This window comes from Mesorhizobium loti (genome assembly GCF_003148495.1).
Classification (GTDB): domain Bacteria; phylum Pseudomonadota; class Alphaproteobacteria; order Rhizobiales; family Rhizobiaceae; genus Mesorhizobium; species Mesorhizobium loti.
In genome coordinates, this window is the sequence record NZ_QGGH01000001.1 from 714,878 (window position 1) to 739,376 (window position 24,499).

At 63.0% G+C, this 24,499-nt stretch carries 26 protein-coding genes; 14 read left to right on the top strand and 12 right to left on the bottom strand.

The genetic code is table 11. The features are described 5' to 3' along the window. Positions 1 to 3: 3 nt before the first annotated feature. The 8 genes from flgG to C8D77_RS03715 all read right to left on the bottom strand — a co-directional run bounded on the left by flgG (position 4) and on the right by C8D77_RS03715 (position 6,095). Positions 4 to 792, bottom strand: a complete 789-nt coding sequence (gene flgG / locus C8D77_RS03680) for a flagellar basal-body rod protein FlgG (RefSeq protein WP_109659398.1) — start codon at positions 790 to 792, stop codon at positions 4 to 6. A gap of 11 nt (positions 793 to 803) precedes the next feature. Beyond that, the gene (gene fliE / locus C8D77_RS03685) at positions 804 to 1,130 is read right to left on the bottom strand and encodes a flagellar hook-basal body complex protein FliE (protein WP_109659400.1); all 327 of its coding nucleotides are present in this window, start codon (positions 1,128 to 1,130) and stop codon (positions 804 to 806) included. Beyond that, positions 1,130 to 1,546, bottom strand: a complete 417-nt coding sequence (flgC, locus tag C8D77_RS03690) for a flagellar basal body rod protein FlgC (RefSeq protein WP_109659402.1) — start codon at positions 1,544 to 1,546, stop codon at positions 1,130 to 1,132. The genes fliE and flgC overlap by 1 nt, the downstream gene beginning before the upstream one ends. 2 nt (positions 1,547 to 1,548) lie before the next feature. Continuing rightward, positions 1,549 to 1,929, bottom strand: a complete 381-nt coding sequence (flgB, locus tag C8D77_RS03695) for a flagellar basal body rod protein FlgB (protein WP_109659404.1) — start codon at positions 1,927 to 1,929, stop codon at positions 1,549 to 1,551. 84 nt (positions 1,930 to 2,013) lie between these two features. Further along, entirely contained in the window at positions 2,014 to 2,853 is an 840-nt protein-coding gene (locus C8D77_RS03700) for a hypothetical protein (protein ID WP_109659406.1), read from the bottom strand. Beyond that, positions 2,840 to 4,240 (bottom strand): flagellar protein export ATPase FliI, encoded by a 1,401-nt coding sequence (gene fliI, locus C8D77_RS03705; RefSeq protein ID WP_109659408.1) that lies wholly within the window; start codon positions 4,238 to 4,240, stop codon positions 2,840 to 2,842. Before fliI ends, C8D77_RS03700 begins: the two co-directional genes overlap by 14 nt. A 3-nt stretch (positions 4,241 to 4,243) precedes the next feature. Further along, positions 4,244 to 4,966: a flagellar basal-body rod protein FlgF gene (gene flgF, locus C8D77_RS03710; protein WP_109659410.1), complete on the bottom strand. Its 723-nt coding sequence runs from the start codon at positions 4,964 to 4,966 to the stop codon at positions 4,244 to 4,246. A gap of 7 nt (positions 4,967 to 4,973) precedes the next feature. Further along, complete coding sequence (locus C8D77_RS03715; protein ID WP_109659412.1) at positions 4,974 to 6,095, bottom strand: DUF1217 domain-containing protein; 1,122 nt, start codon at positions 6,093 to 6,095, stop codon at positions 4,974 to 4,976. Between the two features lie 147 nt (positions 6,096 to 6,242). Here C8D77_RS03715 and motA point away from each other — a divergent pair, with 147 nt between their 5' ends. Genes motA through C8D77_RS03745 form a run of 6 tightly spaced genes read left to right on the top strand, consistent with a single transcriptional unit; the run spans position 6,243 to position 11,082 of the window. Then, the gene (gene motA / locus C8D77_RS03720; protein ID WP_109659414.1) at positions 6,243 to 7,118 is read left to right on the top strand and encodes a flagellar motor stator protein MotA; all 876 of its coding nucleotides are present in this window, start codon (positions 6,243 to 6,245) and stop codon (positions 7,116 to 7,118) included. 32 nt (positions 7,119 to 7,150) lie between these two features. Further along, complete coding sequence (locus C8D77_RS03725) at positions 7,151 to 8,098, top strand: FliM/FliN family flagellar motor switch protein (protein WP_109659416.1); 948 nt, start codon at positions 7,151 to 7,153, stop codon at positions 8,096 to 8,098. A 16-nt stretch (positions 8,099 to 8,114) separates the two neighbouring features. Further along, positions 8,115 to 8,501, top strand: a complete 387-nt coding sequence (gene fliN, locus C8D77_RS03730; protein ID WP_023761675.1) for a flagellar motor switch protein FliN — start codon at positions 8,115 to 8,117, stop codon at positions 8,499 to 8,501. Positions 8,502 to 8,545: 44 nt separating this feature from the next. Continuing rightward, positions 8,546 to 9,556 carry a flagellar motor switch protein FliG gene (locus C8D77_RS03735; protein WP_109659418.1) on the top strand — a complete coding sequence of 337 codons (1,011 nt, stop codon included), beginning with the start codon at positions 8,546 to 8,548 and terminating at the stop codon, positions 9,554 to 9,556. 9 nt (positions 9,557 to 9,565) lie between these two features. After that, positions 9,566 to 10,648 (top strand): flagellar biosynthesis protein FlhB, encoded by a 1,083-nt coding sequence (flhB, locus tag C8D77_RS03740; protein WP_056582589.1) that lies wholly within the window; start codon positions 9,566 to 9,568, stop codon positions 10,646 to 10,648. Beyond that, entirely contained in the window at positions 10,645 to 11,082 is a 438-nt protein-coding gene (locus tag C8D77_RS03745; RefSeq protein ID WP_109659420.1) for a hypothetical protein, read from the top strand. The genes flhB and C8D77_RS03745 overlap by 4 nt, the downstream gene beginning before the upstream one ends. A 40-nt stretch (positions 11,083 to 11,122) precedes the next feature. On the opposite strand, the gene C8D77_RS03750 is transcribed toward C8D77_RS03745, so the two are convergent. Further along, on the bottom strand, positions 11,123 to 11,893 hold the full coding sequence (locus tag C8D77_RS03750; protein WP_109659422.1) for a helix-turn-helix transcriptional regulator: 771 nt from the start codon (positions 11,891 to 11,893) through the stop codon (positions 11,123 to 11,125). Next, positions 11,890 to 12,600, bottom strand: a complete 711-nt coding sequence (locus C8D77_RS03755; RefSeq protein ID WP_109659424.1) for a helix-turn-helix transcriptional regulator — start codon at positions 12,598 to 12,600, stop codon at positions 11,890 to 11,892. Before C8D77_RS03755 ends, C8D77_RS03750 begins: the two co-directional genes overlap by 4 nt. A gap of 472 nt (positions 12,601 to 13,072) precedes the next feature. Here C8D77_RS03755 and C8D77_RS03760 point away from each other — a divergent pair, with 472 nt between their 5' ends. After that, positions 13,073 to 14,266 (top strand): TMEM43 family protein, encoded by a 1,194-nt coding sequence (locus tag C8D77_RS03760; RefSeq protein WP_109659426.1) that lies wholly within the window; start codon positions 13,073 to 13,075, stop codon positions 14,264 to 14,266. Positions 14,267 to 14,363: 97 nt separating this feature from the next. Here the strand turns inward: C8D77_RS03760 and C8D77_RS03765 are convergent, their stop codons facing one another. Then, complete coding sequence (locus tag C8D77_RS03765) at positions 14,364 to 15,395, bottom strand: histone deacetylase family protein (RefSeq protein WP_109659429.1); 1,032 nt, start codon at positions 15,393 to 15,395, stop codon at positions 14,364 to 14,366. Positions 15,396 to 15,418: 23 nt separating this feature from the next. Then, positions 15,419 to 16,072, bottom strand: coding sequence for a TetR/AcrR family transcriptional regulator (locus tag C8D77_RS03770; RefSeq protein WP_109659431.1), 654 nt, complete (start codon positions 16,070 to 16,072; stop codon positions 15,419 to 15,421). Between the two features lie 259 nt (positions 16,073 to 16,331). On the opposite strand from C8D77_RS03770, the gene C8D77_RS03775 reads away from it, so the two are divergent. The 7 genes from C8D77_RS03775 to C8D77_RS03805 all read left to right on the top strand — a co-directional run bounded on the left by C8D77_RS03775 (position 16,332) and on the right by C8D77_RS03805 (position 24,497). Then, positions 16,332 to 18,011: an amidohydrolase gene (locus C8D77_RS03775; RefSeq protein WP_109659433.1), complete on the top strand. Its 1,680-nt coding sequence runs from the start codon at positions 16,332 to 16,334 to the stop codon at positions 18,009 to 18,011. Positions 18,012 to 18,153: 142 nt separating this feature from the next. Further along, positions 18,154 to 19,248 (top strand): ABC transporter ATP-binding protein, encoded by a 1,095-nt coding sequence (locus tag C8D77_RS03780; protein ID WP_109659436.1) that lies wholly within the window; start codon positions 18,154 to 18,156, stop codon positions 19,246 to 19,248. Between the two features lie 2 nt (positions 19,249 to 19,250). Next, complete coding sequence (locus tag C8D77_RS03785) at positions 19,251 to 20,171, top strand: ABC transporter permease (RefSeq protein ID WP_109659438.1); 921 nt, start codon at positions 19,251 to 19,253, stop codon at positions 20,169 to 20,171. Then, positions 20,164 to 20,964: an ABC transporter permease gene (locus C8D77_RS03790; RefSeq protein ID WP_109659440.1), complete on the top strand. Its 801-nt coding sequence runs from the start codon at positions 20,164 to 20,166 to the stop codon at positions 20,962 to 20,964. Before C8D77_RS03785 ends, C8D77_RS03790 begins: the two co-directional genes overlap by 8 nt. A 23-nt stretch (positions 20,965 to 20,987) precedes the next feature. After that, positions 20,988 to 22,022 (top strand): ABC transporter substrate-binding protein, encoded by a 1,035-nt coding sequence (locus C8D77_RS03795; RefSeq protein ID WP_109659442.1) that lies wholly within the window; start codon positions 20,988 to 20,990, stop codon positions 22,020 to 22,022. A gap of 64 nt (positions 22,023 to 22,086) precedes the next feature. After that, positions 22,087 to 23,283, top strand: a complete 1,197-nt coding sequence (locus C8D77_RS03800; RefSeq protein ID WP_109661241.1) for a serine hydrolase domain-containing protein — start codon at positions 22,087 to 22,089, stop codon at positions 23,281 to 23,283. Between the two features lie 32 nt (positions 23,284 to 23,315). Next, positions 23,316 to 24,497, top strand: a complete 1,182-nt coding sequence (locus tag C8D77_RS03805; RefSeq protein WP_109659444.1) for a serine hydrolase domain-containing protein — start codon at positions 23,316 to 23,318, stop codon at positions 24,495 to 24,497. The last annotated feature ends 2 nt before the right edge of the window (positions 24,498 to 24,499 follow it).

The following is a 24,499-nucleotide window of genomic DNA, read 5'->3' on the forward strand; positions in this document are numbered from 1 at the left end:
GCGTTACCTGATGTTCTTGGAGACGACGGAGGCCATGTCGTCGGCGGCCTGGATGACCTTGGAGTTCATCTCATAGGCGCGCTGCGCCGAGATCAGCTCGGTGATTTCCTTGACCGGGTCGACGTTGGAGGCTTCGAGGTAGCCCTGCTGGATCGTGGCGAAGCCGGGATCGCCCGGGACGCCGACATTCGCCGGCCCCGAAGCCGTGGTTTCCTGGAACAGATTGTCGCCGAGCGGCGCCAGGCCCGCCTCGTTGGCGAAATTGGCGATCTGAAGCTGGCCAAGGTTCTGCAGGGCGGTCTGGCCGTCGATGCGGGCGAAGACCTGGCCGGTCTTGTTGACGATGACCTCGACGGCATCGACGGGGACGTTGATTGCCGGAATGACGGCAGCGCCGTCGACTGTCACCAGCTGGCCGGTGGCGTTGGTGTTGAGGGCGCCGGCGCGGCTGTAGAGCGTGCCGCCGTCGGCACCCTCGATCTGGAACCAGCCCCTGCCGGTGAGCGCCAGGTCGAAACTGTTGCCGGTGCTGGTCAGTTCGCCCTGTGTGTGCACGTTGCGCACGGCCGTCGTCTTGACGCCGAGGCCGATCGACACACCCTCCGGCACCAGCGAGGCGTTGGAGCGGTTGGGCACGCCCTGCGTGCGATCGACCTGATAGAGCAGGTCGGAGAATTCAGCACGGGCGCGCTTGTAGCCAGTGGTGTTGATGTTGGCGATGTTGTTGGCGATGACTTCCAGATTTGTCTGCTGGGCATTCATGCCGGTGGCGGCGATGGCGAGTGCTTTCATGGCGGAATTCCTCAGATGCCCATTCGACTGACTTCGAGATAGGCGGAAACCACCTTGTCGCGAATGGCGACGGCGGTCTGAAGCGCCTGCTGCGCACTCATCACGGCGTCGACCACCTGACGGGTGTCGACGTCGCCCTTGAGCGCCTGTACCGACACCTGCTCGGCATTCTGCAGCGTGTTGACGGTCTTGGAGGCTGCCTGGCTCAGCGCCTCGGCGAAGGAGCTGCCGATGTTGCCGCCAGCCGAAGGTGTCGCGCCGCCCTGGAGCAGGCTTGTCACCGCGTCGTCGCCACCGATCGACGGCTTGAACTGAAGGGCTCCGATACCGCTGATCATTACTGGTTCCTCATCAGGTCGATGGTCATGGAAATCAGGTCGCGCGCCTGCTTGACGACCTGAAGGTTGGCCTCGTAGGAGCGGTTGGCCTCGGTCATGTCGGCCATCTCGATCAGCACGTTGACGTTGGGCATCTTTACGTAGCCCTTTTCGTCGGCGGCCTCGTTGCCGGGCTGGAATTCGACAGGAAAGTCACTGGGATCACGATCGATCGAGTTCACGGCAACCGTCGCGCTGCCGGAGGCCCGGTCGAGCTCGGAGACGAAGCTGATGGTCTTGCGGCGATAGGGGTCGGAGCCGGGCGCGGTGCCGGTCGACTGGGCGTTGGCGAGGTTTTCGGAAACCACGCGCAGGCGCTCCGACTGGGCGCCGAGGCCGGATGCTGCGACTTTGAGAGCTGCGGTCAGCGCGTCCATGGTCAGCTCTTCACCGCCATCATCATCATCGAATGGAACGCCTTGACGATCGCCGTGTTGAGTTCGAAGGAGCGGCGCACCTCGCCGGCCTTCAGCAACTGGTCTTCCAGCACGACCGAGTTCTTGGACGGCATGACGACGCCGTCATCTTCCTGCGGCTTGATGGTGAAGCCGGCATTGGTCGCTGCGTTGCCGAGATGGCCGGCCTGCGTGGCCTGCAGCGATACGGCTGTGCGGTCGAGCACCTTTTCGAACGGCTCGACATCGTTTGCCGTGTAGCCCGGCGTGTTGGCGTTGGCGATGTTGCCGGCGACGGCGGACTGGCGCACGGCCAGCCACTGGGCTTGCTTGGCGGCGAGGTCGAAAAGGGAAACGGGCTCCATGAGAATCTCCGGGCGTGTTCCCGAAGACTAGGCCGCCAGTCTTGCGCGGACCTTGCGGATGGCCGGAGGCCTGAGATGGGGCGTTTACTTGGAGAGTTCGATCACCTGGTCGGCACTGGTGACCATGACCCATTTGCCGTTGCGCTGCTCGATGGAGGATACCTGGCTGGAGTCGGGCAGTATCGAGCCACGCTGGACGATCCAGAGGCCAGCGTCGTCCTCGATCATGGCGCGGCCGTTGGCGACATGAACCATGCGGAATTTCGCCGCGTCGGCGGGAAAGGGTTGCTCACCGGGCGCAGGTGCTGGATTGGTGTCATCCTGCACGGTTCCCGTGGCAAGCAGGTCGAGATTGGCCGCCGGGACGTCCTTTGCCGTCAGCGGCGCGCTGCGTTGGGCGACCACGCCGCCGCCCGCCCGTCCCGAATTGGTGCCGGTGCCGCCGAACTTCATCGCCTGGACGCCGAACTGGTCCTGGTTGAAGAAGATGTACCAGGGAAACAAAGCGCAGATCAGCCCGAGCGTGATGCCGAGCGCGGCAATGACGAGATCGCTGCGCCGATCGGACTTCTTGTTCAGCCGGGGAAACTGCGCCTTTGGTGGCTGCGGCCATTCGGTGAGCGGGAACAGACCGTCGATCAGCGAGTCGCGGCTGGCCTGTGTCATCTCGGCGGCCTCCGCCTGGGGAGCCCTGGGCAGAGCTGGCTCGGCGGCCCTTCCTGGAACAGGATCGGCTTTGGCAGCCCGTGGCAGGATTGGCTTTACGGCTCTGGCCAGAACGGCCTCGGCTTTGGCAGCTATGGCACGGGCAGCCTTTGCCTTGGCAGCCCGGGCTTCGTCAGCCCGGGCTTCCGCGGCGGCATTGGCCTCGGCGATCATGTCGCGCAGGATGCGCTCGGTATATTCGCGTTCAGTCTCCGGCATCGGCGTTCAGCTTGCTCTTGAGGTGGCGGGCGAGATCGGAGAACGGGTCGATCGACGGACGATCCTTCGGCGCTTGCGTCAGTGCCTCGTAGATCAGCGGCACCTGGCGCACGGCAATATCGAGCTCGGCATCGACGCCGCCCTGATAGGCGCCCAGCAAGCGGATATCGCGCGTGTCCTCGAAGCGCGAGATCATCGACTTCAGCCTTGTCACCAGCGCGCGCTGTTCGACGCTCCAGGCCTTTCCGGCCAGCCGCGATATGGACGAGAGCGGATTGACCGGCGGATAGCGGCCCTGTTCGGCGATCGTGCGGTCGAGCACGACATGACCGTCGAGGATGCCCCGCACGGAATCGGCAACCGGATCGTTGTGGTCGTCGCCGTCGACCAGCACGGAGATGATGGCGGTGATCGACCCCTTGCCTTCCGCGCCTGGCCCGGCGCGCTCGAGCAGCTTGGGCAGCTCGGTGAACACCGAGGCCGGATAGCCGCGGGCGACCGGCGGCTCGCCGGTCCCCGTCGCCACCTCGCGCAAGGCGTGAGCGAAGCGGGTGATCGAGTCCAGCACCAGGAGCACGCGGTGCCCCTGGTCGCGAAAATGCTCGGCGACGCGCATGGCTGAGTCCGGCGCCCGCCGGCGCATCATGGCGCTTTCATCGCTGGTGGCGACGACGGCGACGGTCTTGGCCATGCTGTCGCCGATCGTATCCTCGAGGAATTCACGCACTTCGCGGCCGCGTTCGCCGATGAGCGCCACGACGACGGTGTCGAATGCGTCGGCGCCGGCAAGCATGGCAAGCAGGGTCGACTTGCCGACGCCGGAGCCGGCGAAGATGCCAAGGCGCTGGCCGAAGCAGAGCGGCGTGAAGATGTCTATGACCTTGACGCCGGTCATGAAAGCGGTGCCGACACGCTGCCGTGCCATGGCACCGGGCGTCGTCTGGGCGCTCGATGCGTCGTCTCCCCTGACCAGGGGCGGGCCGCCATCGATTGCCCTGGTGAGCGCGTCGATGGTGCGGCCACGCCACGAGGCATGCGGCGCCACCGCGAGCGGACCGCGGCGGAACACGGCATCGCCGATGCCGGCATCGGCGCTGCGTTCGAAGGGTGCCACGACGACCTCGTCACGGCTGATCTTGACGATCTCGCCGCGGCGCGCACCGGCATGGCCGCGCTGCTCGACGATGTCGCCCAGCCGGGCGAAATCGGAGAGGCCGTGCACCTTGTAGTGCGTGGGCGTGACTTCGGTGACGCGGCCGCCGCGCTTGAGCAGCGCCTCGGTGTCGGCGAAACGCCGCCAGACCCGTTCCAGCGCGGCAAGCCGGTCTTCCGGCGCTGGCTGGAGCTGTCTTTCGGGTGCGCGCAGGGATGGCTGGTCGAGCAACATGGACTATTTCGAGCCGAGCGTCTTGATCGCCTCGTCGGTGGAGGAGTCGGTCTGCCGCATCAGGGCGGCGGTGTTCTCGAAGGCACGCTGGACCATGATCAGCCGGGTGATTTCCAGCACCGGATTGACGTTGGACTCTTCGAGGAAACCCTGGGCAACGCCGATATCGGAGCGATCGGTGACAGGCTCAGGCGTGCGCGCCGGAACGATGCCGGAATTGCCGTAGCGGACGAAATTTTCGCCCGGATCGAAATTGTAGACACCGATGGAGCCGACAAGCTGATCGTTCTGGCGCAGCGAACCGTCGGCCCCGGCCTTGGGTGGACCGTTGCGCGGGTCGAGCTGGATCGGCGAGCCGCCGGCATCGAGCACCGGGTGGCCCTCGATCGACATCAGTTCGCCGTTCTCGTTCATCGAAAAGCGCCCGTCGCGGGTCATGACGGTGCCGACAGGCGTATCGATGGCGAACCAGGCATCGCCCTGAATGGCGAAATCGAAGGGATTGCCGGTCTCGCTCAAAGCACCGTGGGCGCCGGAAAGATAGGTCTTGCCAGAGGAGGCGAAGGACACCGATTTCGGTCCGGTGCCGGACACGACGTCCTCGAACTTCACGCCAGTGGCGCGAAAGCCGATCGTCGAGGCGTTGGCGACGTTGTCGGCGATCGTGTCGAGGCGACGCTCGAGCGCGATCTGCGAGGAAAGGGCGACGTACAGGCTGTCCCGCATGATGATCTCAGAACCTTAGTTTCTGCATGGCCATCATCAGGTCGGTGGAGATGCCGACCGTGATCGGCTGGGCAAACAGCACGCTGACCGAGGTGACGGCGGATGAGGTCGGGTTGTTGATCTCGTACATGCTGGTGAAGCGCGTCAGGAACTTGCCGAGCTTCTCGGGATCGGAGAAATCCGAGATGTCGAGTTTCTGTTCGAACAGCTGCGCCTGCTTGTCGACATCGGCGGTGGCGAAGGAATCGGGCAGCCCGAGCACGGTGCGCACGACGCTGGCAAGGGCGGTGTCGGCCAGCACGTCGTACCAGCTGGTGATGGTCGGCGCCTTGCGATCGAAATAGAGCGCCAGCCGCACGCCCTGGTTGGTCTGGCCGGCATCCTCTTCGAGGGTCTGGCGCATGTATTTGTCGACGGTCGGCTGCTGCGCCGGATTGATGGTGGTGGTGTTCTCACCATAGGCCTCGAAATTGAAGGCGGAGGCAAGCGCGGCGTAGGTCTTGTCCGTCATCTTGTTGGCGACGCTGTCGGGGTCGCGAACGCCACCTTGCAGAACACGCTTGATGAGGTCCTTGTCCTCGGTCGTCGAATCGAGGCCGAATGACGCCAGCGCGTATGTGTAGAGCCGGGTGTTCGACATCAGATCGTCGATCGACTTCACCTTGGTGATGTTGGCGAGATAGTATGTCGTCTCGCCCTTCACGTAGTCCGAATCCGGATCGAGGCCGGCGATTTTCGCCTGCGTGGCGTAGTTCTTGGTCACCATCTGCTGCGTCTTGTTGTAGATGGTCGCATCGGCGCCGTTGGCGGCGAAATTGAAGGCGCTGACGAATTCGGCGTAGCGCTTGTCGGTCAGCTTGTTGGCGAAGCTGTTAGGATCGGAGACGCCTTCCTTAAGTGCCTTGACCATGAAGGCCTTGGCGTAGTCCATGTCCTCGAGCCCGTATGCCTTCATGGCATATTTGAACAAACGGTCATTCTTGACGAAATCGTCGATCGATTTCACCTTGGTGATGTTGTCCAGATAATATTTGGTATCGCGATCGACCACGGGCTGCTGCTCGATCCTGTCGAGCGACTTCGAGATGTCCTTGGTGATGAGCTGGTAGCTGGTAAAGGTATTAAGCAAAGACGTGCCTCCGGCCGAAGCTATGCCAGCACAATACCCCCACTTCCTTGCGCGAAACTGAATCGTCTCCGACGCTTTCGATTCAAGCCTCACACAAGGCACGGGAGCTATCCCTTACGCCTGATGTGAAATGCGGAAGGACCTTTCGTGGGCATTCTGATTGGACTGGTGGTTACGCTCGGCTGCGTCCTTGGCGGCTTCATGGCCATGGGCGGCCATCTTCACGTGCTGGTCCAGCCGTGGGAAGCCGTGGTCATCTGCGGCGCCGCGTTCGGCACGTTTCTTGTCGCCAATCCGATGAAGACGGTCAAGGATACCGGCAAGGCCATCCTCGAGGCGTTCAAGCAGGCGGTGCCGAAGGAACAGAACTACCTGGAAACACTGGGCGTGCTGCACAGCCTGATGCGCGAACTGCGCTCGAAGTCGCGCAGCGAGGTCGAGGCGCATATCGACAATCCCGAGGAATCGGCGATCTTCCAGGCCTTTCCGACCGTACTCAAGAATCACGATCTGACGAATTTCATCTGCGATTACTGTCGCATCATCATTATCGGCAATGCCCGCTCGCACGAGATCGAGGCGCTGATGGACGAGGAAATCCAGACCATCAAGTCCGACAAGATGAAGGCCTATCACGCAATGGTGGCGGTCGGGGACGGCTTGCCAGCGCTCGGCATCGTCGCCGCCGTGCTCGGCGTGGTCAAGGCGATGGGTGCGCTCGACCAGTCGCCGGAAATCCTCGGCGGCCTGATCGGCGCGGCCCTGGTCGGCACCTTCCTCGGCATCTTCCTGTCCTACGCGGTGGTCGGACCCGTCGCCACCAAGATCAAGACGGTGCGCGAGAAGAACAACCGCCTCTACATCATCGTCAAGCAGACGCTGCTGGCCTACATGAACGGCGCGCTGCCGCAGGTGGCGATCGAGTTCGGCCGCAAGACGATCTCGTCCTATGAACGGCCGACGATCGACGCCGTCGAGCAGAGCACGATGAACACCGGCTCCGTCGAAAAGAAGGCCGCCTGAACGATGCGCGACAGATCGGTCCCAGCACTGTCATGACCAGTCCGGGCAGCCCAGCGGAAGCGCGCTCGCTGATCATCGAGCGCCTGGTCGGCGACAGCGGCGAAGCCGCCCAGGTCATCGACGCTGGGCGGGCCATGGCCGAGCGCGCCGTGCCGCTGCTGCAGAAAGGCCTGACCGGTGAGCTTGGCGTTCCGGTCATTGTCGATCTCAAAGCGATACAGGTTAGCCGCGTTCCCGAGGCGCGTTCGCGCGCCGGCGACACGTTTGCCCTGACCGTCGTCGGCTCGTCCGTGTCCTCCGATGCGATGACCCTGGTGATCGATGCACCGGCGATCGCGATCATGGTCTGCACGCTGTTCGGCGGCGATCCGGATCTGCCGGTGTCGCCAATCGAGCGCGATCTGTCACAGATCGAAATCGATGTCTCGACCATGGTGTTCCAGCAGGTCGCGCAGGCCCTCAATGGATCGGGAAAGCGCTCGCTCGACCTGCGCCTGCCGGCGCCGCGGGCAATGTCGGGCACCGAGGCGAAGCGGCACGTGCTGCGCGACGGCGCGGCGATCCGCATCGTCCTTGGCATCTCGACGCCGGCCGACAGCGGCACCGTCACCGTGACGATGCCGCAGCGTGTCGTGCTGGCCAGCCGGGACAGTGCCGTCGCCGCCGGCGAGAACGATCAGGGAGCCAGCTGGCGCGCGCGCTTTTCGGAAGAAGTGATGCGCTCCACGGTGGCACTCGAGGCCACCATGCCGCTGGCGCGGCTGACACTCGGCGACCTTGCCGGTTTTGAAATTGGCCAGGTCATCGAGTTCGAGGAAACGGCGCAGTCGCAGGCACGCCTCAGCGCGCGCGGCAAGACGCTATTCGTGTGCGAGTTCGGCAAACTGGGACAGAATTACACCGTCCGAATCAGGCATCCCTACGATGCCGGGCAGGATTTTATCGAAGCGCTGATGCCGGCTTCTGCCGGCCGCGCCTGACATTTGGAGACGACGCATGGCCAAGACCAAGGTGGAAGCCGACCTCGACCAGCCGGACGAGCAGCTCGACCGTGCCATTGAAGAGTTGCGCGGCGTCCTGCATGAAGAGGAGCAACGCCCCGATGCGGCGTTCAGGGCCGCTTCAGGTGCCAATTCGAGCGTCATCATGAATATCCCCGTCGATGTCCAGATCATCCTCGGCAGCACCGAGATGCCAGTCTCCGACCTGATGGCGCTGCAGAAGGGGTCGACCGTGGCGCTCAATCGCCGCATCGGCGAACCTGTCGACGTCGTGGTCAACGGCCGCAAGATCGCGCGCGGCGAGATCACCGTGTTGGAAAGCGATCCGTCGCGCTTCGGCATCAGGCTGACCGAAATCATCGCCGGCACGAAGGGCGCCTAGGACATGGGTTGCGGAGCTTGCCGGTGGCAGCAGAGGCGAGTGGCATGACGACGCCGGTGACCTTGACCCGCGCGCAGAAGGCGGCCGCCATATTGGTGGCGATGGGCAAGCCGTCGGCCAGCCGCCTGCTGAAATTCTTCAAGCAGGAAGAACTGAAGGCGCTGATCGAGGGCGCCCGTCTGCTGCGGACGATTCCGCAAAGCGATCTCGAGCGCATCGTCGCCGAGTTCGAGGCCGAGTTCACCGAAGGGGCGGGATTGCTCGATTCCGCCGACAGGATGGACACCATCCTCAATGAGTCGCTGTCGCCCGAAGAGATGAGCGCGATCATGGGCGACAAGAGATTCGAGGTCGCACCGGAAGGCCCGCCGCCGATCTGGCCCGAGCTCGAAAAGCTCGAGCCGGCGCGGCTTGGCGCCTTCCTGGCCGGTGAGCATCCACAGACCGCGGCCATGGTGCTGTCGAAGCTGGCGCCGCAAGTGGCGGCGAGCGTATTGTTGACGTTGACCAAGTCGACGCGCGGCGAAATCATCAAGCGCATGGTGACGATGGCCAATGTTCCGGAAGCCGCCAGCAGGATCGTCGAAAACCGGTTGCGCAGCAGTGTGCTGACGGAAACCTCGACCAAGGACACGTCGGCCGGGCAGGCGCGCGTCGCCAGCGTTCTCAACGAACTGGACAAGCCGCTGCTCGAGGAGGTCATGCAGGACCTGGAAGCCGCCGGCACGCCCGATCTCGATGGCGTCCGGGCTCGCCTGTTTGCCTTCGACGACCTGCCGCTGCTCACCCAGAAGGCGCGGGTGCTGCTGTTCGACGGGCTGTCGACCGAATTGGTCACGCTGGCCCTGCGCGGCGCGCAGGCGGGACTTGCGGAATCAGTGCTGTCGGCGATCGGCGCGCGGTCGCGGCGCATGATCGAAGCCGAACTCGGACAGGGATCGGAAGGAGTTCCTCTCGCTGACATTACGGCGGCGCGCAAGACAATCGTGACGACGACGATCCGGTTGTCACGCGAAGGCGCCTTCGAGCTCCCCTCGACCCAGAACGCCGCCTAAGACCGCGCCATGGCTGACGCGGTCGACAAGGATTCGAAAACCGAAGAGGCGACGGAAAAGAAGATCCGCGACACCATCGAACAGGGAAAACTGCCCCATTCGCGGGAAACGGCGCTCCTTGCGTCCTTCGTCGCCATACTGGTGTTCACCGTCTTCTACGCCAAGGATGCCGTCATCGACCTCGGCATGTTCCTGTCGATGTTCCTGGAGAAGCCGGAAGCCTGGCCGATGGACACCGAGACCGATGTCATCGCGCTCTACAAGATCGTCCTCCTCGAAGTCGGCCGCGCCGTCTTGAGCCTGTTCGTGCTGCTGACCGTAGCCGGCGTCGGCGCCTCGGTGTTCCAGAACATGCCGCAATTCGTCGGCGAGCGGGTCCGGCCGCAATTTTCGCGCATCTCGATCGTCAAGGGCTGGAACAGGCTGTTCGGCATCCAGGGCTTCGTCGAGTTCGCGAAGTCCATCGGCAAGGTCGGCTTTGCCATCCTCGTGCTGATCTTCACGCTGTCGGAAGACCACCGCAAGCTGCTTGCCGGGATGATCACCAATCCGGTTGCCTTCGGTCTCGTCATCCGTGGCATCGCCGTCGACATCCTGGTGGCGATCGTCTTCGTCATGGGGCTGATCGCGGCAATCGACATCGTCTGGTCGCGCTTCCACTGGAAGCAGGACCTGCGCATGAGCAAGCAGGAGGTCAAGGATGAGTTCAAACAGTCCGAGGGCGACCCGATCGTCAAATCGCGGCTGCGCTCGCTGGCGCGCGACCGGGCGCGCAAGCGGATGATGACGGCGGTGCCGCGCGCGACGCTGATCATCGCCAACCCGACGCACTTCTCGATCGCGCTGAAATATGTGCGCGACGAGGACTCGGCACCGATGGTGCTGGCCAAGGGGCAAGATCTGGTGGCGCTGAAAATCCGCGAGATTGCCCGCGAACACAACATCCCGATCTTCGAGGACGTGGCGCTCGCCCGCTCCATGTACAAGCAAGTTTCGGTCGATAATGTTATCCCGTCACAATTCTACCAGGCCGTGGCCGAACTGGTGCGGATCGTCTACTCGAAAAAGGCTGAGCGGAGACAAATTTCATGAACCGCCAACCGCACGCAAAATCCCGCGAGATCATCGTCGCCAGCGCCATCGAGCAGGTGGTGGGGGAACTGAGGCTGATCGATGTCGCCGACTACATCGCCTTCATCCGGCTTGAGCATTTCGCGTGCCTGTCGGATCTGGTCGATTCAGCGGTGGAGCTGTTCTTCATGCCTGGCACGCTGCGGCTTGGCCATGGCGGTGAGGCGCATGTCGACTGGAGCGGCAGCCCGCGCATCGTGCTTGACCTGGAGCTGAGGCCGCCCGGCGTCACCGTCTATTTCCAGCTGACGCTGGACGAGCTCGGTGCCTCGGTGGTGGTCAACTACGTGTCGTTCGAGAAGCCGGGCGAAGACCCCGAGCACAACACGGCGCTGCTCGAGGCTGTGATCGAAGAGGCGCGTATCCGAAAGGTCGAACCACTCGCTTATCGCTGACGTCGATCGCGAGCCGACGCCGGCCGATCCTCGAATTATCCTATTCGATCAGGCCCAGCCGCAGCGCCTTGGCCACGGCCTGGTTGCGGTTGACGGCGTTCAGCTTCTGGGTCGACTGGGTCAGATACTGGTTGGCGGTGTGCACCGACAGCTTCAGGAGCCGCGCGATCTCTTCGCTAGTGTTGCCGTTGGCGGTCAGCTTCAGGCATTCGAGTTCACGCTTGGAAATGGCGCGCATGCGGCCGGCATCGCCCGGACGGATGCGGGCGACGGCGGCGAACAGCGAAAAGCAGCGGGCGTGGATCTCGTAGAGGGCGTCCTGCGGCAAGGCGATCTCGGAGCCAAGGAAAACGACGAGGCCGCATTGGCCGCGATCGGCATGGACCGGGAAGGCGATGCCGCTGGTGCCGGGCGCCAGCGCCGCCATCTGCTCGGTCCAGGCGAGATTGCCGAACATCTCCGCCATGGCGGCGACACCGTCATCGGTCCACCAGCGCGGTTCGGTCGAGATGCGGGTGTGGCGCACGATCTCCTCGCCATTGGCACCTGAAATGAACTTTGTCGCCACGGCGATCCCGGGATAGTCGGAATCGAAGCAAGGAACTAGCCGTGCCCGTTCGGGCGAGGGGCTGACAAAGAACAAGCCGAAGGCCGAGGCGTTGATGTCGACTGATATCCAGCGGCAGCGGCGCACGGCATCGGGAATGGTGACGGCGTGATGGGTTTCGGAGCCAAGCGTGAAGGCGCCGAACGGGTTGCGCTGCTCGTTGAAGAGGGCTTCGGCAGCCTCCTTGATATCGGCGTGTTTCAAATGATGCCGCTCCTGATCGCCGTGGCGATGGCCATCGCGCGGTTGCTGGCCGCGAATTTCTGGATGGCGTGGGTGATGTAGCTGTTGACGGTGTTGGAGGAGACGCCAAGGATGACGGCGACCTCGTCGGTGGTCTTGCCTTCGGAAACCCAGAACAGGCATTCACGCTCGCGATCCGACAGCGGATCCTGCATGGCGGCGGCGGCGATCAATTGCGGGATGTGCGAAAGCGCGTAGCAGCATTTTAGTTGCGCCCGCATCAGCGCCGGCTGGTCGATGCCGCCGACAGTCGCCGCCGAGAACAGGGCGAACAGGCGCTGGCGGCCGACATTGAGGCGCAGCGAATAGATTTCGGCATGGCCGAGCACGTCGAGAAGGCGCGCCTCTTCGCCGGTGATCAATCCGTCTGCTGCGGGTGCCTGAGATGCTACCAGCGGCTGCGGACGGATGCCGGGCGCGACGGTGAGCGCGCCTTGCGCAAGCCCGGCGATCAGCCGCTTGCCGATCAGCTCGATGGCATCGAAAATCCAGTTGGACGAGACGATGCGCGCATCGTTGCGGTCCTGGTCGTGGACGATGGCGACAAGCATGTAGCTGTCGGCGCCGATCTCGGCGGTCAGTTGCATGAAAAAGCTGGTCAGATCGCCGCGCGACGTCAGGCGCGAGCCCAATGTGTCGGATTGAAGTGGCGCGGCGGGACTGCTCATTCTTGTTGCTTTTGGCCGGAATCGTTTCTGCTGTCCGGCTGCTGGAAGCCAGCCGCCGAACCCGAATACGCATTACTTTGACGAAGACACACGCGTGGCGCAGGGCTGCGCCAACCAGATCCGAATCCATTCAGGGAACGCGAAGCCGTCCGCGTCTGGTGCCGGAAAAACTCCGGAACAAGAGACTTTGGGTGGTCGCCGCGCCCCCCAAGGACCGGCTGATTCGGGTCTAATCTACCCGCAGTTGAATCCGACATCAAACGCGATTTGACAAAATCGAATCTGGTGGACTCAGGTGCGACTCAGAGGTCTATTTTCGCGCCTTGGACAGAAGACAGAGACGCGAAAAGTCCTCACTGATTGCAAACCGGCCATATCGGCGGCTAGTCGATTCCGGTAGGTTCGGGAACGTTGAAGAGGCGGGCGCCCCGGCGGCACGCAGTGGGGTGGCAATTTGGTTTCGGGGGGAACAATGAGCGATTCATTTCAGGAAGTTACATCCGTCTCGTGGTTCGGGCGCATCAAGCGGGCGGTCGGCGGGGTCATCTTCGGCCTGCTTCTGGTGGTGCTGATGGTGATCGGGCTGTTCTGGAACGAGGGCCGCGCGGTGCAGACGGCGCGCTCTTTGGCCGAAGGGGCCGGCGCCGTCGTCTCGGCCAATGCCGACAGCGTCGATGCCGCCAATGACGGTAAATTGGTGCATGTCAGCGGGCCGGTGACGGCGGACAGCGGTCTCGCCGATCCGGATTTCGGCATCGCGGCGCAAGGGCTGCGGCTGTCGCGCAGCGCCGAGATGTATCAGTGGAAGGAAGAGTCCAAATCCGAGACCACCAAAAAGCTTGGCGGCGGCGAGGAAACGGTGACCACCTACAGCTATTCGAAGGTGTGGGACGACAGCCAGATCGATTCGTCAGATTTCAAGAAGCCGGACGGCCACCAGAATCCGCCGATGGCGATCCGCAGCCGGACCTTCCAGATTCCGCAAGGCAAGCTCGTCGCCTTCGATCTCGACACGCCGGTGCTTGATCGCATCGAGGGCGACAAGGCGTATTCGCTGTCGCCCGACCAGTCGGCCGCGATCAAGGCCGCCTATACCGGCACCAGGCCGCTCAGCATCGTCGACGGCAAGATCTATCTCGGCGCCGACACCACAACGCCGGCGCTGGGTGACTATCGCATCGGCTACGAACTGGCGCCGCTCGGTGTGATCAGCATCGTCGCGCGGCAGGCCGGCAGCCGGTTCGAGCCTTACCAGACCGAGGCGGGCGATGCGTTGCTGATGGTCGACACCGGCACTGTCCCGGCCGACAAGATGTTCGCCGAGGCGGTCAGTGCAAACACGCTGATCACCTGGCTGCTGCGCGCCGCCGGCCTGCTGTTGCTGACCATCGGCTTTGCCCTGTTCCTCAGCCCGATCGGCGTGATCCTAGACGTCATCCCGTTCCTCGGCAGCATGGCGCGGATGGGAACCGGCATCATCGCCTTCTTCCTGGCGATCTTGGTCGGCACGACGACGATCGCGATTGCCTGGTTCTGGTATCGGCCGGTTCTGGCGGTGGGCATCCTTGCGGCCGGCGTCATCGCGGCAGCGGCGGTCTACTATCTCGGCCGCTCGCGCAAACCGGCCGAGCCAACCGTCACGCCCAGCGTTGGCACCGCCACCTGATCGCGAGAGCCGGGCGGCGCTGCCGCCCGGTCGTGACCGTCTTTGCTTATGCCTGTCGTTGTCCCAAAACCGCTACACACTTTTGGGCGACAGGCATTTACCGATCCTCGAATCCGGTGAGCACGCCGACGGCGTTGACGCCGATCTCCTCGACGGCATAGCCGCCTTCCATCACGAACAGCGTCGGCAGACCGAGTTTTGCGATGCGGCGGCCGATCTTCGGATAGTCCGGGCTCTTCAGCTTGAACTGGCTGATCGGGTCCTTCTCGAACGTGTCGACACCAAGCGAGACGATGACGACATCGGGCGCATAAGCGGCAAGCTTAGCGCAGGCATCCTCCAGCGAGGCGTTCCAGGCGTCCCAGTCGGTGCCGAAGGGCATGGGATAATTGATGTTGAAGCCTTCGCCTGCACCGGCGCCGCGTTCGTCGGCATGGCCGAGGAAGAACGGGTACTCGACCATCGGATCGCCATGCAGGTTGAGCACCTGCACGTCGGCACGGTCATAGAATATCTCCTGCGTGCCGTTGCCGTGGTGGTAGTCGACATCCAGGATCGAGATGCGTTTGGCGCCCTGGTCGCGGAACCATTGCGCAGCAACGGCGGCGTTGTTGATGTAGCAGTAACCGCCCATGAAGCCGGCACCGGCATGGTGGCCGGGCGGCCGGCAGAGCGCGAAGGCGGATGTCTCGCCGCCCTTGACCATGCTGGCGGCGGTCAGCGCCACGTCATAGGACGACTTGATCGCGGCCCATGTGCCTTCGACGAAGGTGGCGCCGGCATCGAAGGAATAATAGCCGAGCAGCGCGTCGACGCGCTTTGGCGGTACGTCGCCGCGCAGGCCGCGCGTCGGCCAGGTGAAGGGCATCGCCGTGCCCGTGAGGCCAGCTTCCACCCACTGCGGCCAGACCGTTGGCAGGAAGTCGATGTAGTCAGATTTGTGGATGCGCTTGGCGGCGGCGAGATCATGCTCGAGCGGCAGGACGATCGGCCCTAACTTCTCGCTTTCGACCCGCGCCTTGATGAATTCGGCCCGCGAGGGCTTCTCGAAACCCGGCACGATCGCGCTCGTGACCAGTTCCATCTGGCCGGCATGGCCAGCATGAAGCGGCGAATAGACAGTCTTCATAGAATTCCTCTCGAAATGCGAAATCAGTCAAGGTTGAGATAGGGTGTCACCAGAGCGAGCCACATGGTTTCCACATCGTCCTCGATCAGGTCGTATGTCCTGCGATCCTTTTTCAGCCCCACAAGCCGGCAGACATGCCCGACCTCCATCATCAGCACACCGAGCCGGCTGGCGATCTTGTCTTCAAGAGCCGGGTTCGCATGCTGCAGCCATGCGGCGTAGAGGGCGATGATCTGGTCGTCATATTCGTTCTGGATCGGCCTAAGGTCGGCGTTGCCTGAAATAGCCTCGATCACCGGCATCAAGCTGGCGTTTTCGAGGTAGAGCCTGGATGTGTCGATGAAGAGCTTGCGCACTTCCTGCCGAAACTCTTCGCGGTTGGTGGGCGGGGAGACCTTGATGCGCTTGGCGATTACCTCGGGAAAAGATGACAGCCAGCGCCGGGCGAGGTCCAGAAGAATGGCTTCCTTGTTGGGGAAGTACTGGTAGACCGAACCGACCGACAAGCCTGCGCGCTGCGCAATAGCGAGCGTCGTCGGCGTCCTGGTTCCTTGCTCCCGCGTCAAGATCAGCGCCGCGTCGAGAATCCTGTCGACCACCTTGCTCGACCGTTGTTGCCGCGGCTGCTTGCGCGGTTCGAGCGCTATCCTGGTTTTGCGGTCGAGACTGCGCTTCACTGCTTGATGTCCTCGTTCCCCGCCAGGTCTCAACACAGGTGCAGGGTGCTGTCCACAATACATTCCATATTCCGCATGTTGACAAACGCGAATAATCAGTCGCATTCTTTATCCACGCTGCCTTTCGGGATGACAAGGGGAATTTCGAAGACAGCGCACTGGCATCCTTTTCGTCCCATGGCGCCGCTCCGGTGGAGTGGCAGGTCGTTGGACAAGAGGGTTGTCGGTGTCAGTCAGTCGTCAAAAGCGCGGAGTCGCGATGTCTGTCACGGGTGCGGGTCATAATGCGGATCTGATCGTCATCAACGGTCGTGTTCAGACCATGGACGATGACAATCCCGCTGCCGAGGCCGTTGCCGTCAAGGACGGCGCCATCATCGCCATTGGCAGCCGCGCCTCCATCGAAGAGCTCAAGGGACCGGCCACCAAGGTGATCGACGCCAAGGGCGGTTCTGTCGTGCCGGGCTTCATCGAAGCCCACATGCACCTGTTTTCGGGTGGGGCTGAACTTGCCCACCTTCAGCTCACGGGTATTCACGGCTTTGAGGCGCTGCAAAAGGCGATCCGCGATTATGCGCCGACGCGGCCCGATGCGAAGATGCTGGTCGGGCAGGGCGTCGACTACACCGTGCTCGGCAGCGAGCGGGTGACGCGCCACCATCTCGATGCCATTTTGCCCGATCGCCCGTTCTGCATGGCCGCGCCCGACCATCACACCATGTGGGCCAATACCAAGGCGCTCGAAATGGCGGGCATCCTGCAGGGGCGCACGCTTGGTCCGGGCAATGAGATCGTCATGGGTGACGATGGTCTGGCCGCAGGCGAATTGCGCGAAGGCGAGGCCTTCGGCCCTGTGCTCGACCTTGCCGGCGAAAGCCGGGTGCGGCTGGGTCTGTCGACGGGCGGCGAGCCGGACCCGATGCCGACGGCGGCGGAGCGGGACGCCGACCGCGACATCATGCGGCGCGGGCTCGCCTGGTGCGCTCGCCACGGCATCACTTCGATCCAGAACATGGACGGCAACCTGTATCAGCTCGAGCTGCTGGCCGAGATCGAGGCCGAGGAAGGCTTGCCTTGCCGCGTCCAGATCCCGTTCCACTACAAGAATTTCATGACGCTCGACATGCTCGACAAGGCATCAACGATGAGCGAACACTACAACAGCGAATGGCTGTCGTCGGGCATGGTCAAGGTGTTTTACGATGGCGTGCTCGATTCCTGGACGGCTGTCATGGTCGAGCCCTATGCCGACCGGCCCGACTGGGTGGGCGAGCCTCTGTTCACGCCGCAACAATTCATCGATCTGGCCGTCGCGGTCGACAAGCGTGGGCTGCAGATCGCCGTGCATTCGATCGGCGACGGCGCCGTACGCGCGGTGCTCGACGGTTACGAGGCGGCGCAGAAGGCGAACGGCAAGCGCGACAGCCGTCACCGGGTCGAGCACATCGAGGTCACCACCACCGCTGATGTGCCGCGTTTCGCCGAACTCGGCGTCATCGCCTCCATGCAACCGCCGCATCCGCCCGGGGCCATGGATTTTCCGCTGGAGCCGACGGTGTCGCGCATCGGGCCGGCGCGCTGGCCGCTGAGCTATGCCTGGCGGACCCTGAAGGATGCCGGCGCGCATGTCGTCTTCGCGTCGGACTGGCCGGTGTCGCCGATCGATCCGATCCTGGGCATTCGGGCGGCAGTGTTGCGCAAACCGTGGGCAGAGAGCGACCCGGACCAGAGCTTTTCGCTGCGTGATGCGCTCGCCGCATACACGGTCGAGGGCGCCTATGCCGAATTCGCCGAGCACCGCAAGGGCACGCTGAAACCCGGTTACATGGCCGATCTGGTCGTTTTGTCGGCGGATATCGAGAAAACGCCCCCGGCCGATCTGCACAAGGTGCGGCCAGTGACGACGATCTGTGGCGGCAAGATCACCTACCAGGCCTGACAATGGCATGCCGCTTGCTAGCCGAAAATAACTGACTGAACTGTGATTCAATGCCGGGCTTGCCAACCTACCGGCCATGTGGTCACATCGAACAGGGGAAGAGCTCCGCCAGCAAGAGCGGGGTCAACAGTGAGGCGTAATCGTGCCGGACAAACCGGATCGGAATGCGATTGAAGTAGTAAACGTCAGCAAAATTTTCGGGTCAGGTGAGGGGCAAGTCGCTGCCCTCGACACGGTCTCGGTATCCATCCGCGAGAACGAGTTTTTCACGCTGCTGGGGCCATCCGGCTGCGGCAAGACGACGTTGCTAAGGCTGATTGCGGGCTTCGACTTCCCAACCGCCGGTGAAATCCTGCTCTATGGCCAGGACATCGCGCCGCTGCCGCCCTTCAAACGGCCGGTCAACACAGTCTTCCAGTCCTACGCGCTCTTCCCGCACATGACGGTCGCCGACAATATCGGCTTTGGCCTGGAAATGCTGGGCAAGCCGAAGGCGGAGATCAAGGCGCGCGTCGCCGAGATGCTGAAGCTGGTCAAGATGGAGGCACTCGCCGGTCGTCGCACCAGCCAGATTTCCGGCGGCCAGCAGCAGCGCGTGGCGCTGGCGCGGGCGCTCGCACCGCAGCCGAAAGTGCTGCTGCTCGACGAACCCTTGTCGGCGCTCGACTACAAGCTGCGCAAGGAGATGCAGATCGAGCTGAAGCGGCTGCAGCACGAGACCGGCATCACCTTCATCTTCGTCACCCACGACCAGGAAGAGGCGCTGACCATGTCGGACCGCATCGCGGTGATGTCGTCGGGCAAGATCCTGCAGGTCGGCTCGCCCTGGGATATTTACGACAAGCCGGCGGAACGCTTCGTCGCCGACTTCATCGGCGAAACCAACTTCCTCACCGCCGCCATATCAGGCATCGGCAACGGCAAGGCGCGCGCGACGCTCAAATCCGGCACGACCATCGAGGCGACCGTTGCCGAAGGCTTCCAGCCCAAGGACAACGCCACCGTGGTGGTGAGGCCCGAGCATGCCAAGCTGACCAACAGCAAGGGCGACTTGTCGGGCACGGTCGAGAACGTCGTCTATTTCGGCACCGATACGCATATCCATGTCCAGCTCGACAGCGGCGAGGACTTCACCGTTCGCCAGCAGAACACACGCAGCGCCGGCTGCGGTTTCGAGCGTGGCGACAAGGTCGGTATCCTGATCGGCAACGATGCCGCGCAAGTGCTGAAGGACTGATCATGGCGACCGCGGAAGAAGTCGCCAAGGCAGCGGAGCGGCGCGATGTGCGTGACCGCTGGCTTCTGTCAGCACCAGCGCTGCTGGTCATTTTCCTCGCCGCGACCGGCCCCCTGCTGATCGTGCTGGTCTACTCGTTCCTGACGCCGGGCTCCTATGGCGACGTGAAGTGGCAGTTCTCGCCGGAAGCCTGGATCGCGGTGTTTCTGGAACGCGATATCTTCGACGATACGCTTTCGGTTGCCGCCGCCCACGTCACCATCTTCCTGCGTTCGATCAAGCTTTCGGTGGTGACAACCATCGCCACCTTGGCGCTTGGCTTCCCGACCGCCTATTTCATGGCGACGCGCAGTGAAAAGACGCGCGATCTCTGGCTGTTCCTGATCACCATTCCGTTCTGGACCAACCTCCTGATCCGCACCTTCGCGGTGCTGCAGATCATCCGCAACGAAGGCATCATCAACACGATCCTGCTCAAGCTCGGCATCATCTCGGCGCCGATCCAGATCCTCTACACCGACACGGCGATCCTGATCGGCATGGCCTATGTCTACCTGCCGCTGATGGTGCTGCCGATCTATGCCAGCATGGAGAAGCTCGATTTCCGGCTGGTCGAGGCGGGCTATGATCTCTACGCGACACGCTTCCAGGTGCTGCGGCGGATCATCTTTCCGATGGTCAAGCCCGGCGTGATAGCCGGCTCCATCCTGGTCTTCATTCCGGCACTTGGTGCCTATGTGACGCCGAGCGTGCTGGGCGGCGGCAAGAACATGATGTTGTCCAACCTGATCGAATTGCAGTTCGGGCAGGGCCGCAACTGGCCGCTCGGCTCGGCGCTGTCGATCGCCGTTATGATCATCGTCATGGTGGCGCTGCTTGCCTATGTGCGCAATGCCGGCAAGTCGGGGGTGCGGCATGGCTAAAAACTTTTCCATCAAGCATCAGCCAGGATTCACGGCCATCGCCGCGACCTGCTTTATCGTGCTCTATCTGCCGATCATCGTGCTGGTCATCTATGCCTTCAACGCGGCGAGTTCGACTTCCGAATGGGGCGGGTTTTCGCTCAGATGGTTCCAGTCGGCATGGCAGAACACGCAGGTCGTCGATGCTACGCTGCGTTCGTTCCAGATAGGCTCGATCGCGGCAGTGTTTTCCACCATCTTTGCCACCATGGCAGCGCTCGCCACCACGCGCACCGCGCCCTATCCCGGGCTCACCTTCAAATATGCGGCAATCAACCAGCCGCTGATGGTGCCCGAGATCGTCACCGGCGTGGCGCTGCTGATCTTCTTCTCGCGCATCAAGATCTTCACCGGCTATTCCGGCATCGGTTATCTGGTCGCCGCGCATACGGCGTTCTGTATTCCCTTCGCCTACCTGCCGATCCGGGCGCGGCTTGAGAATATGGACCTGACGCTGGAGCGTGCCGCAGCCGACCTTTACGCGACGCCCTGGAAAACCTTCCGCCGCATCACGCTGCCGCTTCTGTGGCCGGGCATCCTTGCCGGGCTGATGCTGGCCTTCGTCATCTCGCTCGACGATGTCGTCATCACCGAGTTCGTCAAATCGGGCGGCCAGGACACGCTGCCCACCTACATGCTCGGCCAGATCCGCCGCGGCATCACACCCGAGATCAACGCGATATCGACCGCCTTCCTGCTGCTTTCGGTCGCGATCGTCACGTTGTTTTTCTTCGTCAGCAGGAAACGAGACTGAACCGAAAAATGGGAGTTAAAACCATGAACTGGAAGACAACAGCAGCCGCCATGGGGTTGGCGTTGCTCGCATCGACGAGCCTGGCGCGCGCCGACGGCGAACTGAACATCTACAATTGGGGCAACTACACCAGCCCCGACGTGATCAAGAAGTTCGAGGCCAAATACAACGTCAAGGTGACCATCACCGACTACGATTCCAATGACACCGCGCTGGCCAAGGTTCGCCAGGGCGGCACCGGTTTCGACATCGCCGTGCCGTCGCAGACCTACGTGCCGATCTGGATCAAGGAAGGCCTCGTTCTGGAGACCGATCCGGGCAAGATGGAGAACTTCAAGAATGTGGCGCCGGAATGGGCCAATCCCGATTTCGACCCGGGCCGCAAATATTCGGTGCCGTGGGCTCTGGGCACGGTCGGTGTGGTCGTCAACACCGACGTCTACAAGGGACCGGCTGACAGCTGGGGCATCATCTTCAACACGCCGGATGAGCTGAAGGGCAAGGTCAATGTCGTTCCCGAGATGAATGACGTCATCTTCGCCGCGATCAAATATGTCGGCGGTCAGCAGTGCACCGACGACAAGGCGGTGCTGAAGAAGGTGCGTGACACGCTCGTCGCGGCCAAACCGAACTGGATCGCCATGGAATACAACACCATCGAGAAGATGGGCGCCGGCGACTTCAAGGCAACCAGCGACTGGAATGGTTCGGCGCTGCGCCAGCGGCTGGCCAATCCGGCCATCCACTACAATTATCCGAAGGAAGGATACGGCCTGTGGAGCGACAATGTCGTCGTCCTGAAGGAAGCCAAGAACGTCGAGAACGCCAAGCTGTTCCAGAACTTCATCATGGATCCGGAAAACGCGGCCGGCCTTTCGGCTTTCCATCGCTATGCCAACGCCATCACCGGATCGGACAAGTACATGCCGGCCGACATGAAGGATGCGCCGGAGGTCGTCATTCCGGCCGCCGCGAAGCCACAGGGCGAGTTTCAGAAGATGTGCGCGCCTGAAATCCAGGACATCTACACCAAGATCTGGACCGAACTGCAGAAGTAGTCGCTGCATGACGGGCCCGGCGGCATATGCTGCCGGGCCTTTTCTTATCCGGGAATGGCCTTTCATGGACTCCTACCGCAACTCCGATCCGCGGCCGTCGATCATGCAGGGCTCGCCGCCGGCCATGGTGCCGCCGAAGCTCGACTGGGATCGGCCGCCGTGGAACCGCTGGGCGTTCCAGCACATCCGCGAAATTCTGCCGACCGCCGAAGTCTGGCGCGGCAATGGCCATCGCCACCGGTTCGAACGCGCCGAGGTCGATCTCGACGGGCTGGCGGTCGAAGACAGCGAGGGCAAGTCGACAACGCTCGCCGGGCTGCTCGACGAAACCTATACGGACGGCTTCCTGGTGCTCAAGGACGGCAAGATTGCCTATGAGCGCTATTTCAACGGCATGAATGACCGCACGCTGCACCTGTCGCAGTCAATGGCGAAGTCCGTCACCGGTTCGGTGTTCGGCATACTGGTCGGGCGCGGCCTGATCGATCCAGCCAGGCCGGTGACTGACTATCTGCCGGAGCTCGGCGCGACGGGCTGGGCCGGCGCCAGTGTGCAGCATGTGCTGGACATGACCAGCGGCGTCCGCTTCTCGGAGGAATATACCGACCGCTATTCGGACATTGGCCAGGTCGATGTCGCCACCGGCTGGAAGCCGGTGCCGCCGGACAGCGATCCGGCCTTTCGCTGGCCCTCGAACATGTTCGAGCTGATCCTGGGCTTGAAGGAAACGATCCGCCCGCATGGTGCTGCCTTCGAATACCGCTCGATCGAGACCGACGTGCTTGCCTTCATCATGGAACGGGTGACCGGCAAACGGCTGCCGCAACTGGTTTCGGAAGAACTCTGGCAAAAGCTTGGCACTGATGAAAGCGCCTGCTTCACCGTCGACAGCGCCGGCTATGCGGTGGCCGATGGCGGCTTCAACGCGACGCTTCGCGACTACGGCCGTTTTGGCCAGCTGATCCTCGACAATGGTGGCGGTGTCGTGCCGGCCGACTGGATCGAGGCCACGCGCAACGGCAGGCACGGGCCGGACTTCAGCCCCAGCCTGCCGGAGGGCAGTTATCGCAACCAGTTCTGGATCGAGGACCCGCGCTCACGCGCGCTGATGTGCCGGGGCGTGTTCGGGCAGATGATCCATATCGACTGGAACACAGGAATGGTCATGGTGAAGCTTTCGACCTATCCGGATTTCAGCAATCTCGCCTATTCCACAGCGATGCTGAAGGCCGTGCATGCCATAGCCGCCGCGCTGAGCTGAACCCCACAAGAAACGACCCGGAAGGAAACGCCATGACCGGCAAGACCGCGTTCGAGACCCGGTACGGCTTCCGCCGCAACGAGGTGCTGCTCGCCAACTGGCGCGAGAACCCGTTCAACCGGTGGTCGTTCCAGAATCTCGGCGAACTCGTGCCGACCGCCCGCGTGGCGGCAGCGTCGGGCGTTGTCGAAGTCCCCGTGCGGGACATGGGCGGGCTGCTAGGCGAAAAGGTTTCGGTCGGCGGTGCGCCGGAGACGGTGGCTGAATTTCTCGTACGTTCGAGCGCCGACGCGCTGACGGTGATGAAAGGCGGCAAATTCATCGGCGACTGGTTCGCGCCGCACATGGATTTCGGCGCCCGCCACATCATCTTTTCGATCAGCAAGTCGCTGACCGCCATTGTCGCCGGCATCTTGGAAGGCGAGGGGGTGTTCGACCCGGAAGCGCCGGTGACGGCCTACATCCCTGAAGCCGCCGGCTCGGCCTATGGCGACGCGAGCGTGCGGCATGTGCTCGACATGAGCGTCAGCCTCGATTTCGAGGAGGCCTATCTCGATCCAGAGAGCACCTTCGCCCGCTATCGCCGCGCCACGCTGTGGAATCCAGGCGGCGGCACGGAGAGCCTGCGCGAATTCATCCTGACCTTGCAGCGCCTTGCCGAGCCGCACGGCCAGACCTTCCGCTACCGCTCGCCCAATTCCGACCTGCTCGGCCTGTTGCTCGAACGCGCTTCCGGCCAGCGCTTCGCCGACCTGATGCGCGAGAAACTGTGGCTGCCGCTCGGCGCGCTCAGCGAGGCCTCGATCGGCGTCGACATGGAAGGCACGGCCCGCACCGCCGGCGGCATCTCGGTGACGCCGCGCGATCTGGCGCGTGTCGGCGAGATGATGCGGCAAGGCGGTACGGCCAATGGCCGCCGCATCGTGCCCGAGGCTTGGGTGCGCGACACGACCAGCACCGGCGGCAGTGCGGACGCCTGGCAGCGCGGCGCGATGCTGCCGCTGTTTCCCAAGGGCCGTTACCGCAACAAATGGTACCAGACCGGTTTGCCGAGCGGCGCCTATTGCGGCATCGGTATCCATGGCCAATGGCTGTATGTCGATCCCAAGACCGAAGTTGTGATCGCCAAGATGTCGTCGCAGCCGGAGCCGGTGGACGATCCGCTCGATGTCGAGATCGTCGCTTTCTTCGAGGCGCTGAGCCGGATGGTCTGATC